This is a genomic window from Mediterraneibacter butyricigenes, from assembly GCF_003574295.1.
GTDB lineage: Bacteria > Bacillota > Clostridia > Lachnospirales > Lachnospiraceae > Mediterraneibacter_A > Mediterraneibacter_A butyricigenes.
Genome location: NZ_BHGK01000001.1, coordinates 1,386,242 through 1,403,235 on the forward strand (window position 1 = coordinate 1,386,242; position 16,994 = coordinate 1,403,235).

At 40.9% G+C, this 16,994-nt stretch carries 17 protein-coding genes and 1 pseudogene; 2 read left to right on the top strand and 16 right to left on the bottom strand.

The window, feature by feature from the left end; genetic code table 11:
- Positions 1 to 56: 56 nt before the first annotated feature.
- A complete protein-coding gene (locus KGMB01110_RS06760; protein ID WP_119297887.1) occupies positions 57 to 941 on the bottom strand; it encodes a DUF4367 domain-containing protein in 885 nt (294 codons plus the stop codon).
- 142 nt (positions 942 to 1,083) lie between these two features.
- Here KGMB01110_RS06760 and KGMB01110_RS06765 point away from each other — a divergent pair, with 142 nt between their 5' ends.
- Positions 1,084 to 2,151: an undecaprenyldiphospho-muramoylpentapeptide beta-N-acetylglucosaminyltransferase gene (locus tag KGMB01110_RS06765; RefSeq protein WP_119297888.1), complete on the top strand. Its 1,068-nt coding sequence runs from the start codon at positions 1,084 to 1,086 to the stop codon at positions 2,149 to 2,151.
- A gap of 102 nt (positions 2,152 to 2,253) precedes the next feature.
- Here KGMB01110_RS06765 and KGMB01110_RS06770 read toward each other — a convergent pair whose 3' ends face one another.
- The gene (locus KGMB01110_RS06770; RefSeq protein WP_170141698.1) at positions 2,254 to 2,805 is read right to left on the bottom strand and encodes an RNA polymerase sigma factor; all 552 of its coding nucleotides are present in this window, start codon (positions 2,803 to 2,805) and stop codon (positions 2,254 to 2,256) included.
- Positions 2,806 to 2,850: 45 nt separating this feature from the next.
- Positions 2,851 to 3,261: an HIT family protein gene (locus tag KGMB01110_RS06775; protein WP_117604195.1), complete on the bottom strand. Its 411-nt coding sequence runs from the start codon at positions 3,259 to 3,261 to the stop codon at positions 2,851 to 2,853.
- 274 nt (positions 3,262 to 3,535) lie between these two features.
- Between KGMB01110_RS06775 and KGMB01110_RS06780 the strand changes: the two genes are divergently transcribed.
- The gene (locus KGMB01110_RS06780; RefSeq protein WP_119297890.1) at positions 3,536 to 4,261 is read left to right on the top strand and encodes a sensor histidine kinase; all 726 of its coding nucleotides are present in this window, start codon (positions 3,536 to 3,538) and stop codon (positions 4,259 to 4,261) included.
- Here the strand turns inward: KGMB01110_RS06780 and KGMB01110_RS06785 are convergent.
- From KGMB01110_RS06785 to KGMB01110_RS06845, 13 genes and pseudogenes are all read right to left on the bottom strand, one after another.
- Complete coding sequence (locus KGMB01110_RS06785) at positions 4,239 to 4,862, bottom strand: rhomboid family intramembrane serine protease (protein WP_117604193.1); 624 nt, start codon at positions 4,860 to 4,862, stop codon at positions 4,239 to 4,241. The genes KGMB01110_RS06780 and KGMB01110_RS06785 overlap by 23 nt on opposite strands.
- Positions 4,863 to 4,870: 8 nt before the next feature.
- On the bottom strand, positions 4,871 to 5,734 hold the full coding sequence (locus KGMB01110_RS06790) for a DUF6382 domain-containing protein (RefSeq protein WP_119297891.1): 864 nt from the start codon (positions 5,732 to 5,734) through the stop codon (positions 4,871 to 4,873).
- On the bottom strand, positions 5,731 to 6,165 hold the full coding sequence (locus KGMB01110_RS06795) for a TadE family protein (RefSeq protein ID WP_119297892.1): 435 nt from the start codon (positions 6,163 to 6,165) through the stop codon (positions 5,731 to 5,733). Before KGMB01110_RS06795 ends, KGMB01110_RS06790 begins: the two co-directional genes overlap by 4 nt.
- The gene (locus tag KGMB01110_RS06800; protein ID WP_117888744.1) at positions 6,159 to 6,584 is read right to left on the bottom strand and encodes a prepilin peptidase; all 426 of its coding nucleotides are present in this window, start codon (positions 6,582 to 6,584) and stop codon (positions 6,159 to 6,161) included. Before KGMB01110_RS06800 ends, KGMB01110_RS06795 begins: the two co-directional genes overlap by 7 nt.
- Positions 6,572 to 7,375, bottom strand: coding sequence for a TadE/TadG family type IV pilus assembly protein (locus KGMB01110_RS06805; RefSeq protein ID WP_119297893.1), 804 nt, complete (start codon positions 7,373 to 7,375; stop codon positions 6,572 to 6,574). Before KGMB01110_RS06805 ends, KGMB01110_RS06800 begins: the two co-directional genes overlap by 13 nt.
- Positions 7,376 to 7,490: 115 nt before the next feature.
- Positions 7,491 to 8,816 carry a DUF5702 domain-containing protein gene (locus tag KGMB01110_RS06810; protein ID WP_119297894.1) on the bottom strand — a complete coding sequence of 442 codons (1,326 nt, stop codon included), beginning with the start codon at positions 8,814 to 8,816 and terminating at the stop codon, positions 7,491 to 7,493.
- An 8-nt stretch (positions 8,817 to 8,824) separates the two neighbouring features.
- A pseudogene (locus tag KGMB01110_RS15530) lies at positions 8,825 to 8,926 on the bottom strand (Flp1 family type IVb pilin); the annotation flags it as partial.
- Between the two features lie 240 nt (positions 8,927 to 9,166).
- Positions 9,167 to 9,541, bottom strand: coding sequence for a DUF6262 family protein (locus KGMB01110_RS06820; RefSeq protein ID WP_029730553.1), 375 nt, complete (start codon positions 9,539 to 9,541; stop codon positions 9,167 to 9,169).
- 39 nt (positions 9,542 to 9,580) lie between these two features.
- A complete protein-coding gene (locus KGMB01110_RS06825; RefSeq protein ID WP_226969289.1) occupies positions 9,581 to 10,006 on the bottom strand; it encodes a DUF6262 family protein in 426 nt (141 codons plus the stop codon).
- Positions 9,996 to 11,381: a tyrosine-type recombinase/integrase gene (locus KGMB01110_RS06830; RefSeq protein ID WP_330508059.1), complete on the bottom strand. Its 1,386-nt coding sequence runs from the start codon at positions 11,379 to 11,381 to the stop codon at positions 9,996 to 9,998. Before KGMB01110_RS06830 ends, KGMB01110_RS06825 begins: the two co-directional genes overlap by 11 nt.
- Before the next feature lie 104 nt (positions 11,382 to 11,485).
- Positions 11,486 to 13,462 (bottom strand): tyrosine-type recombinase/integrase, encoded by a 1,977-nt coding sequence (locus KGMB01110_RS06835; RefSeq protein ID WP_119297895.1) that lies wholly within the window; start codon positions 13,460 to 13,462, stop codon positions 11,486 to 11,488.
- An 18-nt stretch (positions 13,463 to 13,480) separates the two neighbouring features.
- Entirely contained in the window at positions 13,481 to 14,599 is a 1,119-nt protein-coding gene (locus KGMB01110_RS06840; protein ID WP_117559407.1) for a tyrosine-type recombinase/integrase, read from the bottom strand.
- A 161-nt stretch (positions 14,600 to 14,760) separates the two neighbouring features.
- Positions 14,761 to 16,728 carry an ATP-dependent DNA helicase gene (locus tag KGMB01110_RS06845; protein ID WP_117739180.1) on the bottom strand — a complete coding sequence of 656 codons (1,968 nt, stop codon included), beginning with the start codon at positions 16,726 to 16,728 and terminating at the stop codon, positions 14,761 to 14,763.
- Between the last annotated feature and the right edge of the window lie 266 nt (positions 16,729 to 16,994).

Sequence of the window (16,994 nt, forward strand, 5' to 3'; positions counted from 1 at the left end):
TTTGAAGTACTTCTACTTATATAGACAATCGAGAAGAGAAAAACTTACGCTAATTTCTAAAAATAATACAGATTTTTTAAAATTTCTTCAAAATCCGACCGTTTCATAATCCCCATCAGTTGATAATGCACTCCCTGATATTCAAAATAAGTCACGTAGCGATAGTCAGATGTACCTCTCACTTGATATTCTGTTACATGAATCATCTGTTTCTCGTTTTTTACATCAAATTCATCCGTCAAGTGATCTGAAACCTTTTCGCTGTAAGAAGATTCTGAATCATTCAAATATATTGCATATAAAATATTTTTACTATTTAATTCATAAAAAATTTTTGCAATCTGTTGTTCTTCATTAACTTCATATTTTAAAATACTTGTTCCTTCTGGCAGTTCAAGCGGTAATACCGGAGACACTCCTAATTTTTCTTTTATTTCATAATTAATCGCAGAGAATCCATCATCCCCGTCGATCGTATCCATATCCTCCACATTAATCACGGTATTCTTCTGTTCGCCCAACATTCTCTTCCATAGATTTTTCCAGTAACTCTTACTTCCCACACTGGTGATTCCACATGCAAGAACCAAAATCATAGATGCCGCCAATGGAAACCATACCTTTGCCTTTCTCGGAATCCGACGGTGCGGACGTTTCTTCTGTTCCAGCATCTTTCTGCCCAGTTCCAGTGCTTCTCTGTCTTCTTCTGACAAACAGCTCTCATATTCCTCCTGTTGTTCCTCTTGTTTCTCGACATCAGCACCAGTGTTCTGCACTGACCGCTCTTTCTCTATCGCGCGGAGCCGCTCTTCCATTTTGCGGTCGAAGTCTTCCGGAAGTTCCAGTTCCTTAAGATCCGGATCTGCTTCCAGTTCCTTTTCTATCGCATCTGCTTCTCTTTGCAATTCTTCTTCAAATGACAATTTCTGAATTTCTTTCATGTCACGTCCTCTTTTTACCCTGCTCTTTTTGCCCTATAGTTTTTCTTGACTTTTCAGTAAATAAGTTTAATATGAAACTAAGTATGCTCATCCATCGAGGATAAGGGTTTCTACATTGATTTTAATTGGGAGGTCTTTATATATGAAACGTATTATTCTGACCGGTGGCGGAACCGCCGGACATGTCACACCGAACATCGCTCTTCTGCCTCGTCTGAAAGAGCTTGGCTATGACATTCAATACATTGGTTCTTATAACGGAATTGAAAAGGAACTGATCGAACCTTTCGGCATTCCTTATCACGGAATTTCTTCCGGTAAACTTCGCCGTTATTTCAGTATGAAAAATTTCAGTGATCCTTTCCGTGTCCTGAAGGGTTTCAGTGAAGCCAACAAACTGATCCGGGATCTGAAACCGGATGTTATCTTTTCAAAGGGTGGCTTTGTTTCTGTTCCGGTCGTTCTTGCCGGAAAGAAAAATAAAGTTCCTGTTGTCATCCATGAATCTGATATGACGCCCGGACTCGCCAACAAGTTGTCCCTTCCATCTGCCGCAAAGGTTTGCTGTAACTTCCCGGAAACGCTGGAACATCTTCCGGCTGACAAAGCTGTACTGACCGGTTCTCCGATCCGTCAGGAATTGCTCTCCGGTAACAAGATCGCCGCCCTTGATCTCTGTGGTTTCTCTGCAGACAAGCCTGTCATCCTCGTCATCGGCGGAAGTCTTGGTTCCGTGGTTGTCAACAACGCAGTACGTCTTGCTCTTCCGGATCTTCTGGAGCAGTTCCATGTGATTCACCTCTGCGGAAAAGGAAAACTGGATGCATCCCTTAACAACGTAGAAGGCTACGCACAGTTTGAATATATCAAATCTGAGCTGCGTGATATTTTTGCTCTTGCCGATGTTGTAATCTCCAGAGCCGGAGCCAATGCGATCTGCGAACTTCTTGCACTTCGTAAGCCAAACCTTCTGATCCCGCTTTCTGCAAATGCCAGCAGAGGAGATCAGATCCTGAATGCCCGTTCTTTCGAACGTCAGGGATTCAGTGTTGTGATCGAAGAGGAAGAATTAAGCAAAGAACTTCTTCTGGAAAGCGTCCGTGATCTTTATGCAAACCGCGATACCTATATGAGCGCTATGCGTAAATCAACTTTACAGAATTCCATCGAAACCATCACCAATATCATTGAAGAGGTTCGAAAAAAATAGCCTGTAACCTATGCTTCCAGAAAATGAATTCTTATAACATCAGTGTGCGTTTCGTGACGTATTTTATAAAACAGGTGTCGATTCGACACCTGTTTTTTTCTACTACTCCTGGTTCATTTCTTGATATTCCACGCCATATTCTTTTCGTATCCATTCCCTCACTCTGTGCAGCATACTATGCAGGCTTTGAAGATTCATGTTCAGTTCTGCAGCAACTTCCGCCTGTGGCATTCCCAGATGATAAACCAGATCAACTGCCTGATACCATCTCGGATTTGTCTCCATCAGACCCATGCAGATTTTCTCATGAAGATCATGCGCCTGTTTCTCTCGTTCTCTTCTCAGCATTTCCTCTTCCGCACTTGGAAAAGAGGTCGCAGGCAACTCTTTTGACTCATGTTTTTCGTCATCAATCAATAACAGTTCTCTGTCTTGTTTTTTCTTATAATTCAACGCTTGATTTTTCGCTGTAACGATCAACCATGCCCTGACTTTCTCTTTATCCACCTTGTCATAATGAATATATAATGCTGAAAAAACATCCTGAGTCACACTCTCTGCTGTAGCAGCGTCATGGCAACAATTAAATGCTACTGTATACACGAGCTTTTTATAAAGATTATAAATCTCGTGATATGACTGGTGCTCTGTCACTTTTTCTATCCCCAGGTCTTTTCGTATTTTATTCTTATATTATTTTCAGTCTTTTAACTGCTCCAGCAGTTCATCTCTTTCCTGATCTGTCAGTTCCTTCATTTTCCATCCCAGACCCACCTGATCATTTTCATATCTCGGAATCATATGCATATGAAAATGGAAAACAGTCTGTCCTGCTGCCTCTTCATTATTCTGTACCAGATTATATCCGCTACATCCCAGTACCGGTCTCATTTTATTCACCATCTTTTTTGCAAGAACCAATACCTTAGATGCAGTTTTATCATCCAGATCATACAGGTTGCGATAATGCTCCTTCGGCAGGATCAATGCATGTCCTCTGGAAGCCGGATTGGCATCTAAGATCACGCGAAACTCCTCATCCTCATACAATGTAGCCGTTGGAATTTCTCCATTGGCCAGTTTACAGAAAATACAATCTGCGTCTTTCATGGAAATCCCTTCTTTCCTAAATTTTATTCATATATTCTTAGTGTAGCATACCCCAAATAACTGTTCAATGTCGAATATCATGCACTGTTTTCCTTTATTTTACGGAATATCAACCTTTTTCAGCTCATATCCCGTCTGTTTCCTGTCGAATCCTGACCTTTCCTTGTCATTGAATCTTCCGTTTCTTCAATGCTACACTAAACCTGAAGCTTTTTGTATACCATTTTGAAATACGCATAAACTAAAGACTGTATTTAATACCCGGAGGTTCTTTATGTTAAGTCACATCGATATCTGCCGCATGAACCGGCTCATGGAACACAATCCCGAAGCAAAAAATATCATTGAACAGCTGTTGCAAAATCATCAGACCATCGTCTCTTTAATCTCCCATGAAATCCGCAATCCCCTGACGCTGATCAGTTCTTCCTTGCAGTTGATGGAGCAGACTCATCCAGAGGTCCGTGATTTCTCCAACTGGGATCAGACAATGCAGGATCTGAATTTTCTCTGTCAGTTGCTTTCTGAACTTTCTGCCTATAATAATGGCAGCACGCTCCGTTATCAGGTTTTTTCCCTTCAGAAACTGCTGCGCTCTGTGGCAGTGTCCTTTGCAATTTCTTTAGAGAACGCTTCTGTCAGCTTTCGCTCCAGTATCGATCCTGCTATCAAAGACTATGCAGGAGATCAGATCAAGCTTCGCGAAGTGCTTCTGAATCTGTTGAAAAACGCCCGGGAATCTCAGGCTGATGAGATTGTGCTATCAGCCTCCTCCGGCTGCGACACTTCCGGCATCCAGATCTCCATCCGGGATAACGGATGCGGAATTGAACAAGATCAACTGGATCAGATTTTTCAGGCATTCCATACCACCAAGCAGGAAGGTACCGGACTCGGTCTTTCTCTCTCCAAACGGATCATCGAAGCACACCATGGCACGCTTACTGTTACTTCTGCTCCCGGAAAAGGAAGTACCTTTACCGTTTTTCTTCCCTTATAATTTTTTCTTTTCCTCTTTTGCGATAGAGACAGATTGCAAGCAGGAATCCGCAGATCAGCCCGCCAACATGGGCATAGTTATCTACGCCGGTACTGGTAAATCCGTAATACAGGCTGAGTCCGACCATCAGATAGACTCTCCTGCCGTAAATCCGCCCGTATCCTCCGCGATTTCTTATCACCAGCCACACCAGGGCTCCCATCAGACCAAAGATTGCTCCGGATGCACCTGCTGACACCACCAGAGCCCCACTTGTCCAATCCGCTCCAAGGGACAGCAGATTGCCTCCCAGACCGCTGAGCAAATAGAGGATAAGCGTTTTTATACTTCCCAGTTCCGGTTCCACGGTAGTTCCAAGCGCACCCAGCATGATCATATTGTTCATCAAATGGGAAAAATCAAAATGTAAGAACATACTGGTAAACAACCTGTAATACTCTCCATTTTCAATCACCGCAGGTGCAAAAACCGCGCCGTGATCATACATGAACTGACTGCTCTGTGTATCTCCAAGAAACGACAACACTATAAAGGTCAGTATATTGACCGCCAATAATCCAATTGTAATCCGATTTTCTTTCTGTATTTTGTCTATTCTCATGTACCTGATTATAGGCTACTCTCATCCTCCTGTCCATCACTTTCCAGAATCAAATCCTGCCATCTTCCCCAACGCCTTTTTCTGATTCGACTCCAGGTTTTATGGAAAGGATCCAGAAAACGTCCTTCCCGCATCATTTCTTCCTCCATATTCGACTCCGTATTTGCTTCCTTTCCATCTGGTTTTTCCCCATATGTTTCCCTTTCATACCATTCCTGTTGCTTAGTATCACTGCCGTCATGGAATTCGCCAGCATATTTTTTTGCGTGCTCTCTGCTGCTCATATCTTTTACCGACTCCTTCACCGAGCCAAATACCGGTGTCTCTTCTCTGACCACCCAGTTTTCCCGTGTTTCCAATCGATCATAATGTTCCAGACAATCAGATAGCGAGAACGTTTCTTCCATACTTTCACGATTCAGCTGATGAGCCAGTTGAATACACTCCACATCCCGGTAATCAATTTTTCGCACCAGAAAATTTGTAAACTTATGAAACTGCTCCCTCTCTCCAGTTTTCAAAACAGGAAGATACGCAAACCAATAGATTCCGTCTCTATAATAAATATACGTCGGATCCAGCCACAGAAATTCCGTCATCAGCATATGATCTCTGACTGCCTCTTTTGCCTCCTCATACTGCATCAAGAACTCTCTCAGATCTGCTTCTTTTATCGATCGTTTTTCAAACCTTACTGCCATCGAGGTCATCCCTTCCGCCTGATAGGAAAAGCGGGTTTTTCTCCCGATCCCATCCACTTCCAGTTTCAACAAATGCGGAATCTCGTTTTTCCGAAGCATTGCAATCTGAAAATCCTCTTCATATTCTTCCTCATACTCCACAATCAGACGTGCTCCTTTTTTTACCTTCACCTGGTCTCCTCCTTACTTTTGTGTCTCAGTAGAATTTCCGGTCGCATAACGGCCGCTCTTTCTTCTCCTTGTATCCTCCACTTTCCTTTTTGCGCGCTGATCCGTACCGTAACCTTTTCTAAACTTTCTTCAATTTCTGCAGATGCTCCTGAAAAAAAGATCAGCTTCCCCTTTATTCGTTCCTGAAAATGCTCTGCCAGAATCACTTCATCCGATTCTTCTCTTCGTTCCAGTTCTGCCCCGGTCACTGCCGTTTCATAGGCCGCCGCATACAAAATCACTTTGTCGTGGAAATAAAAAGCAGCCGTCATAATCATCAGAAACATCCACAGGAACAAAGGCATAATATACGCCATTTCTATCGTCGCACTTCCTTTTAAGGTTGTACCTTTTAATGCTGCACTTTTTAAGGTTGCGTTCCCCTTTAACATAGAAACACCACCCACAGATAGCCCAATGTAAGAAAAGGAATAAACGGAACCGAAAACTTTCGATGAAAATTTCCGATGACCATTCCCATTGCTGCATAAAATGCCGCCACGGAAAATGCAATCAATAACAATATCATCAGTTGCCACATTCCCAGATAACTTCCCAGAATCAAAATCAGTCCACTGTCCGCATACCCCAGTGCTTCTCCGGTCCACTTACTGATTCCCAAAAAGACTGCTCCAATCAATATTCCTCCTGCTATTTCCCACCAGACCACTTCCTGTTTCCATACTCCCCAGATCATCACAAAGATTTCCACTGCATACAGCGTCCACACCGGAAGGCTGCGCTTTCTGATATCCCGTATGGATCCCAGTATCAGTAAAACCGCCGCAATTTGTTTTGTTAATGTGTACACTTGCTACACCCTCTCTTTCCCTTTACTTCTTCTTTGGTCACTGCATAAATCGTTCGTTTTAATCCACTGCAACTCACCGAATTATGATATTTATCCCCCTGATCTGTGATGTAACAGTTCCCCATACCGGGATATTTTCCACACTTTTCACAGGCGTGATACTTTCCTCCGCTTTCATTCCGATAACTTCCAAGTTCCTTTCTTGGAACCGCCTGAACCGTAAGCTGAAGATGCGTGCAGTCATAGGCCTCATGATAAACAGACGCCCAATCTGTAATATATACAATCTCTCCATCTGCTGCACTTTGTTCTCCAAAAATCTCATACCCGGTCCAGCTTTTCAGTAGAAACTCTTCTTTCATTTTCATCGGAGAAATTCCCAAAAATGTCAGCGGTAATTTCACCCGATACTCCACACAGACCTGAAGCTGCCCGATCTGGTTAAATCTGGTCTTCCCGCACTTGATTCCTCTGCTGCCGCCTTCTATCAGTGTCCTGTCCAGTCTTCCTTCTCCTGCTGCCCGTATCAGATGACTTCGAAACATCACACTCTGTAATTCCGGCAACAAAAGTGATTCTTCTGCTGTCTGTTTTGCTGCTGCATGTGCCGCCATCCTGACCGTCGTCTGAATCCCCCGAATCTCAAACAACCAGAGAAGACAGACTGCCGCAAACAAAAAGATCGGAACAGCCAGTGCCGCTTCTACAGTTATACTTCCTCTTTTTTCCGAGGCATAACGGACCATCTTTCTTCTGTTTTTTATTTGCCGACCGGCAAATGCGAATTGCACCCGGAATCCCCCTTTCTTATCAGATTTTCTATTGATTTCTTTTTTTGATTTTACGTTCGATATAGAGATTCTTTTTTCAATGATTTGAAAGATGGTCCGCTATCCCCCGGAAGGTCTATTGATAGGAAAATTCCACCGGAAACTCATAGGAGATTCCATGACTTAAGGTATATCGGCTCCGAATTCTTACTCCCGTCATGCATAGATCCACGCGGAACTGCTGTTTTCCTCCCTTTTGTCTTACTCCGCACTCTAAAATGTCCAGTGCTCTCATCGTCACGGTCGCTTTTGGTATCAGAAATAATAAGATTCGGAGATAATCCTGATAGGTCAGTCCTTCTGATTCCTGCACCGTTTTCACGGTTGCCCCTTCCTTTTCTTTCAGAATCCCATGCAGCGGAACCCGCCAGTTGTCCCTTTGTTTTACCAGAGAAACTTTTCCGCCTGTCAGAAGGATCCTGACATCCTGTTGGGCTTCCCTGTACGCCCACAAAAGTAACAGAAGCTGTTGTACCACTTCCGCCGCCTCCGGCATCAGCAATAAGGTACATGCCGTCAGTGCAACGCCTTCTGCTTCCGCCCTTTTTTCTTCATCCGACAGCAGATATGTATAATCTGCCGCAAACCGGAACAGGATCAGTTTTTCCGCCACCGCTTGCAGATTCTTTCTGTCACTTTCCTTTCCTCCAAGCACATATTCCACTTCGTAGGAAAGCCCTGTCTCAGACAGATCCGACAATGCGCTCGAGAAATTTTTCAGCAGATATTCATCAAACAACAGGCGATCTGTAACCCCATCGGTTTTCTTTGTCTGCACTTCCCCATATCCTGTATACAGTTCTCTTTTTGATGACATTCCATCCAGAGTCACCGCCTGTTTTGAAAGTGGAAATTCTTCCGGTAACAGATTTTCCAACATCTGGGAGTTCCAGGTATCTTCCGTCTCAACCGGGAACTCCGGTGCTTCTGAGGTACCGGTTTCCCGGAACTGGTCTTCCAGCGTATTTTTCTTTCCCAGATCCTCTTCTCCCTGTTCCATCTGGTCTTTCCAACCCGAACTGTCTCCGATAAACTCTTTCACAATATCAATCCCATATCTGGAACTTGTATCCTGCACTGCCTGACGATAGAACGCTTCTCCCTGATGATCGGTCAGTAACTGCAATGCCTCAAAATCAAATGCAAAGTCCAATGCTCCATAATAGCGAATACGATTCTCTATCGTCTGTTCAGATCCCGCTCCCGACTCATAGCCAATATCAATTCCAAAGACATGATATCGTTTCCATAGTTCTTTTTCATATTCTCCAAACACCGAATACACCGCCATATCCACTCTGTCCCGGCTCAGATGCTTTTCTGACTGTATAGAGGCTGCCTCCACGAGAGAACACAGAAATCCTGCGAGCAAAACAAATACAATCGTCAGAAAAGCCGTCACTTCTCCGCTTAAATCGTAGAACTCTCGCTGGTAATTTTCTCGAAAATTGTGGTTACCAGATTGGTGAGCTGGGTCTTGAAAATAATAACCAGACCAATCAGTACGACCATAAATTTAGCCCCTGTCTTTTTCATGCCTCAAAAGCCTTATAAACACTGGATTTAACCATATAGACCAAAACGTATCATTCGTCTATTTTCTTTGTTTTTTGCACTTTTTGTATGTTGTGTGCATTTTGTAGCCAGTATTTTTATTTATTCATATCTATACAAAACAAGACAGAATGTACTTGCTTTTTTACTGTACATTCTGCCTTGAATCATTCAAATTCAAATATTTAATTTTTCCTTTTATACTTTAGATATTTTTCTTACCCTTGCCAATTCTTCTCGCAACTCTGCATTTTCTTTTTCCAATTTTTTTATTTTTAGTTTCAATTCCTGTATAGTCGTTTTTGCATTAACTAAAGTTCTTTCCATAGCCATATCAATAATAATCTGTTTCGGATTATACGTTACGCTCTGTTGATGCATAGCTTCATTTACCACCCTGCGCATTTCTTCATTTCGATAAAAAAATCCTTTAGAAAAGCCTGTTTTTTGAATCAATGCAGCAACTGTTATTTTTTCTTTTGATTCCAACATTTCTTGAATTTCCCGTTTTGCGGTTTCTACCTTCTGTTTGCTACGTTCCAAACTACATTCGACCATTTTATCGTATTTCATAGATTATCGTCCTCTCAAAAAACTTGTACCACACCATTCTCACAATTTTTTTAGAACAGAAATTTCTTTCCTACTGACCCGTTTATTCAATTTCTCTAGTTCTTGCTGCAACAGTTCATTTTTTCTTTTCAATTCCTGATTTTGTTCTGCTAATTTCTCGTTCTCTGCTTTGGCTTTTAACAATTCAATTTTCAACTCAATTACTGAATTTTCAAGTTTTCTGTCCATTGCAACCGGATGTCTATTCTTAAAAATTGCTTCCTGTCTATGTATTGCGTCATCCATTTCTCTTCTGATAAGCTCATTTTTATAAAAAAATCCTCTAGAAAGCCCAGTTCTTTTTACCAGCTCTGCTACGGTAATTCTTTCCATATTTTTAAGCATATCAGATATTGTATTTTTTGCAATATTCATCTTCCTCTGACTCTCAGCCTGCGTAATCGCTACCATCTTATCATATTTCATAATCATCCCATCCTTCTATGATATCTAATAGGATCATGTCCATTTTTTCTCTTGCAGCTCTCGTTTCATCTGCCATCAGTTTATTGCCAATTTTTCGATAATGATGTACCGAATATATGGAGGTATGCCCCAGTAGCTTAGCTATCATCCAGTCATCCACATGCATTTCTGTCAATTTCTTTCCATAACAATGTCGAAAAATATGGGTTCCAAACTTCAGAAACTCTCCATTATCATCCCGGATATCTTCCTGGCGGATCATTGTCATAATCTGATTTTGAATCATGCTATATTGATAAGGCCTAGTTGGATCATCTTTTTTTGCAAAAATGTAAGTTGTTTCTCCATACCGTTCCTTTGTATAATCAATTGCTTTCATAATCAGTTGTGCCACTTCTTCACTGATGGCTTTTTCATAGGTGACTGACTTCACCTGATCAATCCTTATAAAATATCGATTATTCCGCATGCTTAGGCAGTCTGTCTTTAAGGTCAGCGTATCTGAAATCCTCGTTCCCAGTAATTGATGGATAATCAGTGCCCTACATATCTGCTCATCCATTTTGAAAATGTGTTCGTTTAATCTTTTGATTTCCGCATCTGAGTAAAATTTGAATACATGCCTTGGTGTACTTGGGAAATCATTACTCAGAAATAATTCGCTCATGTACTGTCGTTCATATAAATTCCCAACATCTTCTATTACCCTTCGTAGTGCATATAGGTCAGATCTATAATTTTTCCGGTCATGTGCTTCCGTCTGAAGATATATCAGATACTCTTCTATATGCATCCGTTCCAGATCCTGCAGCGATTGAATGTCCAAATATTTTCTTTTAAGAAATTTTGAGAACCGCTTTACTGCAGCTATTTCACTATGAATCGTTCCTAAAGGGGAATATTTTAAATGCATAAAAATTACTTTTTTTACTTCTTCCCGAATATCTGGCTGTACAATTTTAGTAAAGTTAATCGTTTCCGTATTCTTGATTGGATTTCTATAAATAGGAAAATCGAAGTTTTTAAGAGTCCAGATATCTTTTTCCTGCTCATCCCTGCCATCCTCTTCTTCCAGAAACTTCAAGATTTTTTTCATATGCCTTACAATGCTAGGACTTTCAATTCCTATTTTGTCATATGCAGGCCGATATTTTTTGCTTGATAAAGCATATCCTCGTTCCAGCATCCATCCTTTTAACATACGGATGATTTTTTCTTCTTCTCTGGCATCAAGGCTTTGTATTTTCCGATCAATCAGAAATTCCCGAATATTATTATAATAGGTCACTTCACTTGCCATGCTGGACGGTGCGAGCATTTTTCCTCTTTCCCATATAAATTCTTCCAACTTTTCGGCAAGTTCTTCTGATGGCAATCCTTCCAGATTAAAATACCGTTCCGGGCTGATACGCATTCTCTGAATCTGCTCTTCGGATGCTACCTTGTAGCAGTCCAGCTCATATATGTAAATTCTTTTTTTCATTTTCTTTCACCACGCTTCTTAGCTTTAATGGTAGAAGCCAAGTCATTTTCCGGTTTCTTAAAGTAAGTATCACTTGCTTTTTCAATTCTCTTTGGCATGAAGTCTACATACTGTTTTGTCATCTCTTCGGAAAAATGTCCTAAATAATCTCGGATTGTCTGTATAGAAACATTCTCATCATAAAATTGGGTGGCCAGCGTATGCCTATAGTCATGGGTTTTGAAGATATAACTGCCATCTGCAATTCCATTCTTATCACAGTATTGCTGAAACTCTTGTCGGAATGTTGTTCCCCGGTACGCTCCACCATCCTTCCCTTTAAAGATATAATCTTTCGGACGAATGTGTTCACGCTCAATATACTTACGCATGATTCTATACATCACAAGCGGTATTGGTATCATTTTATCTGCCTTCATCTTGATCTGATAGACTTTCAACCATGCATCTTCTCCATCCCAGTAATATGCATCCCCTTTTAACGTACACACTTCGCTGATTCTCAATCCAGTACACCACAAGTGTAAAAATATCAATCTTGGAACTAGCGGAAATGCATACAGCTTATGCAGGATTTCCATATAAACTTTTTCTTCCACCGTTCTGTCATGATGCTCTGGATATGTCTTTTTCAGGTAATACTCCGGTTTAAAGGGTATCTCCTTCATATATCCTCGGACATTTAAAAACTGATAAAATTTTATATAATGCACAATTCTTTTATTGAATGTATCATCTTTGGTATCCTTTTCTTCCAGTTTCCTAAAATAGTCATCCAATTGATTTTCATCTACCTGACAAATGGATTCTTCTTCCTTAAAATATTCCAGAAGTCTTTTTACCTCATATAGTTGTCCTCGGATATTTGCTATCGTCAGTCCACCAATTCCAACATGATATTTGGCATATTCCTGTAACAATTCTCGATTCTTTTTGTTAGTCACTTCTATAAAACTCAATCGCTGTACTGGATTGCTTGGGTTAAGCCGATCTTCTGACAGGTGAAAGCGTTCCATATACCACACATTGGCATGCCAATGAATTTCTGGTGCTGTTAAAAATAAGATTTTCCGACTATTGTCAATAATCTGCATAGAGTTTTTCACATTGACCACTTTCTGTTCCACGATTTTCTCAAATCGTTGGATCTGTTCTAATTCCAATCCTTCCAGATCATCAATCTCTTCCTCCACACAAAAATCATATAACCAGTGTAATGGCAATAAATAGCGAACTCTTCTCTCTTTGGGATCGTCTCGATACAAATTATCTAGAATATAATTCAATAGTAGAAAAACCTGCTTTTTTAATTTTTCAGATGCTCTTCTAAAAAAATCCCACACCAGTTCCTGTTTATCTCGGACATATTCAAAATCCTTAACCAACTCCAAATCTGGTAAGTATGGCAGGAATACAACCTGTGCTTGATATTTCCTCCGGTGTTCGATTCTTCCCGGCAGACTTTCTATTTCTTTTTGGATACTATACTGCTTGATATGATCGAAAACCTTTAAATATCTCATCACACTCGCTTCATCCCACATTTTTTTCAGTTCTGCTTCATAACGGCTTCGTACCGTATAATCAATCTCTTTGATATGATGTATTCCCTGCCGGATTAGAAACCGTTTGATGTTTCCCTTCAATGCCTCATCTGACACTTGGCTTTCTCGGATTTCTAAGAGTAGCTCTCCATATTCTGTTTCTATCCAATACTTCTGTATCTTCCGTAATGCGGATGACTGCTCTTTCACCTGCTTTTTCGTATAATTCCCACTATCCAACAAAGTTTGTTTGTATTCCCGCAAATCTTGTTCTTCTGCTAAAATCACATCATAGATTTCTCTTTGGATAAGGAATTTCTCTGCTTCTTCCCATAATTCTCTCTGCAATATTCCGCCTGACATAAACTGCCTGTGAAGATGCTGTATCTCTTCCTTGCGTTCTGCTTGTAGCAATCGAATTGCAGACACTTGATCGCCTCCTCTTTTTTATAACAAATTCTGAACACCATACATTGCTTGATGCCTGTTATAAAAAGCATCACTGACTTCTATTAGTTCATCCTCTGTTATATTCAGATATTTCATAGTCGTTTCGATATTCCGATGCCCGAGTGCTTGACTAATCATTTCTAATTTCCATCCATCTTTTCGTCTTGCATTTGCAAAATAATGCCGGAGCATATGTGGAGATGCTTTAATTCCCGTCTTTCTCTCCAATCTGCGTAACATGGCATATACTCCACTTCCCTTAAAAGGCTTTCCAACGTAATCACCTGAGACATTAATAAATAAATATTCCTGTCCTATAATCAGTTCCTTATAGTCTTCAATATAAAACATTAAAATATCAAATGTTGCGTCGCTGATTTTGGCTCTTCGAAGTTCTGCGTTTTTAGCTCTTGCCCCATTCTCATTATCATCTCGAAAGTTGACATATATTATATGTTTCTCATAGTCTATATCCTCTGCGTATCGTACACCTAAGAGTTCCCCTATTCTAAAGCCTGTTTCTGCTAATAATAAAAGCAGAACCTGATCGCGGCTGTTTGCACATTCTTGCAACAATACTACAATCTTGTCCTGCTCAATGGTTTTTCCTTGATGTCCTTTTTCTTTTAAATATCCTCGAAAACTCTTCCTATTCAATACTTTTCTGATACCGATGGAATTTCGCACAATCATTTGCGTATCTGATAATACCTTCAAGCTTTCCGAATGCTTGTTTTCTTGCTCCATAAAGGTATAAAATCTGAATACTTCTTTTAAATATGCATTGCATGTCTCATTATTAGGAAGTTTTAAATAATCTTCCCTGCTATGCATACCAGCTTTTAACCAAATCAGGAAATCTGTAAAATGTTCATGCTGTTCAATATATTTCATTTGATAAATATCATCCAAACAAAGTTGCTTTTCATCCAGAAAATTCAAATAATAAGATAATGCAAAGGCACTTCTTTGTATGGTATTCGGTGATATCTTTGACCTTTTCTTATGCATTAGATATTTAGAAGGTAAATATACAATATCTCCGCTTTCGTTTTCTCGAATAAAATAAAATTTTTCTTGTTTATCCATCTGCATTTCTACGATATATTTTGCCATATTAATACCTTCCTTCTAAATCTCTAACGCTATACACAGTATACCCACTTCATGTTCAAATAGCTATTCAGCAATACCACCAATTCCACCGAAAACACCCCAGAAATACCACCAAACATTTCGTCGTAAACTCGCTGTGATTGTAGCAAAACCACGGGCATTTACAGGTAATATTCCACACCCTTCCGGTTTCTGATAAAACGCTGAACATCCTTGATGTCTTCTGCCATCTTACACTTCGGAAGTGCACACATCACTTCCTCATGATATCTTCCGTCTTCTCCTGCACGCTCATCTAAGATGGTCACAACACAGGTGTCTGTCTCTGTGCGGAGCGCACGTCCGAACCCCTGCCTTAGTTTTTTCTGCATATCTGGAACGACCACTGCCTGAATGTAATCTTTCAGACAATCATATTCTTTCTTCTGAGCCTCACTGATGGGATCTGGAACAGCGAACGGCAACTTTACAATAATTAACGAAGATACCATATCTCCGGGAAAGTCTACTCCTTCCCAGCAGGATCCAGCTGCGAAAAGAACCGCATTGTCTGTCTGTTTAAATCTCGTGATTTCTTCTGGGGAATGTCTCCACACCTCGATCATCGGGAAAGGGATCTCATCCCGCAACATCTGATATACATTTCCCATCAGGTGATAGGATGTGAACAGCACCAATGTATGTCCGTAAGTCGAACAGATTAACGAATGGATATGGTCAGCTATCATCTCTGTTTCTTCCTGACTTCCTCTTCTGCACTTTTTCAAATCTTTTGGCAGATATAACAGACAGTTTCTCTGATATTCAAATGGAGAGTCTGCCACATATTCATGTACCCTCTGTACTTTCTGCAATCCTGTCATCTTCCGGATATGGGAAAATCCCTGTCCGGTTTTTAATGTTCCACTTGTCAGGATTGCGCCCATTCCTCTGCTCCACAACATCTGGTCAAGATACTGTGGAATCCGCCTGCTGGAAGCACACAATATGATCCGATGTTCCTGATCCTGTTTCAAATGTAGCACATACTTCTTATCCTGATGGAAAAAGCATTCCAGCACACTTCTGGTTTCTTCCAGCTTGTTTCTGATCCACTTCGGAATCTTCTTTTCTAATTTTTCTATGATCTTATTCATGGTCTGTATCCCTTCATATAAATACATGGCACACTCTTCTGTCATGTAAAATTCTTCTTTTAACCCGTATCTGGTTCTGTGGTTTTCTCCTATCACATCCAGCACCATCCGGATCGTCCCAGACAGTTTTCTTATCTCCGGGCCCTGATATTCTTTTCCAAGATAAAAGCAGATCTCCCGGATATCATCATAACACAGGCTCTTCCCGAACATCTGCTTTGCCGCATCCGGCAGTTTGTGTGCTTCATCTACAATCAATGCCCGATAGTCTTTTAATAACGGGCGGTAATCCTGCAGTCTATGATAGCCATCTGCCAGCAGATAATTATGGTTGCAGATCTGGATGAACATTTCATCATCTCTGGAATGTTCCAGATACTGCTGATACCTACAGGAACCTTTTTTCGGGCATTCCCTTGAGCAGAACTTCGGCACGCTTACCATCCTTCTGTCAAATCCGCTTAATCCGGACACTTCATCCATGTCGTAGTGTTCTTTCAGAGACAGCAGTGCTTCTTTCTGCAATGCATTTTTATTTTTATCTTTGATTGCAACGATTCGTTGCGCTAATCTCTCATCACAGACAAAATGCTCTTTTCCCTTTCGGATGACAGCTTTGATCGGCGCCTGAATTGTCCCGTTCTCCTGAAGAATCCGGGAGAGAAAAGGGATATATTCCGTAAGAATTGCTTTCTGGAGTGCAATGCTGGAAGTAGATATCACAACCGGACGCTGTTCGTATGGGGAATATCCGTCTGCAAGAAGAGAATACTTTCTCATCAGAACACAAGCCACCAGATAGGCATACGTTTTCCCGATACCGACACCTGCGTCACACAGTGCTATATTTCTTCCCAGCAGGTTATCCAGCATTTCATGGCATAACAGAATCTGTTCTTCCCTTACTGCCATTCCATGTTCCGGGAACAGCACCCGAAAGATCGTATCAATCTCCCGATGCGCCCTTTTCAAATACTCTTTTCTGTAATACATAGTTTGTTACCTGATATGTCTGCTGATACCACATCAATACGGCTGTAAAAGAATACTCCCTACAGCCGCATGTATCTGATATCAACGACACATTCTTCCTTGATTTCTTATACTTTTGATTTTTGGCATTGTATTTGTCCTCGACTCCCCCTTTGCCTTACGGGAACATTACAGGCGGATGCTTGGCATCGCACCGCTCATGGATTTTCTAAAGGTCTTGCTGATTACAACCCAAAGTCCATCCCCTGCTCACTGGCAGTTCCTAT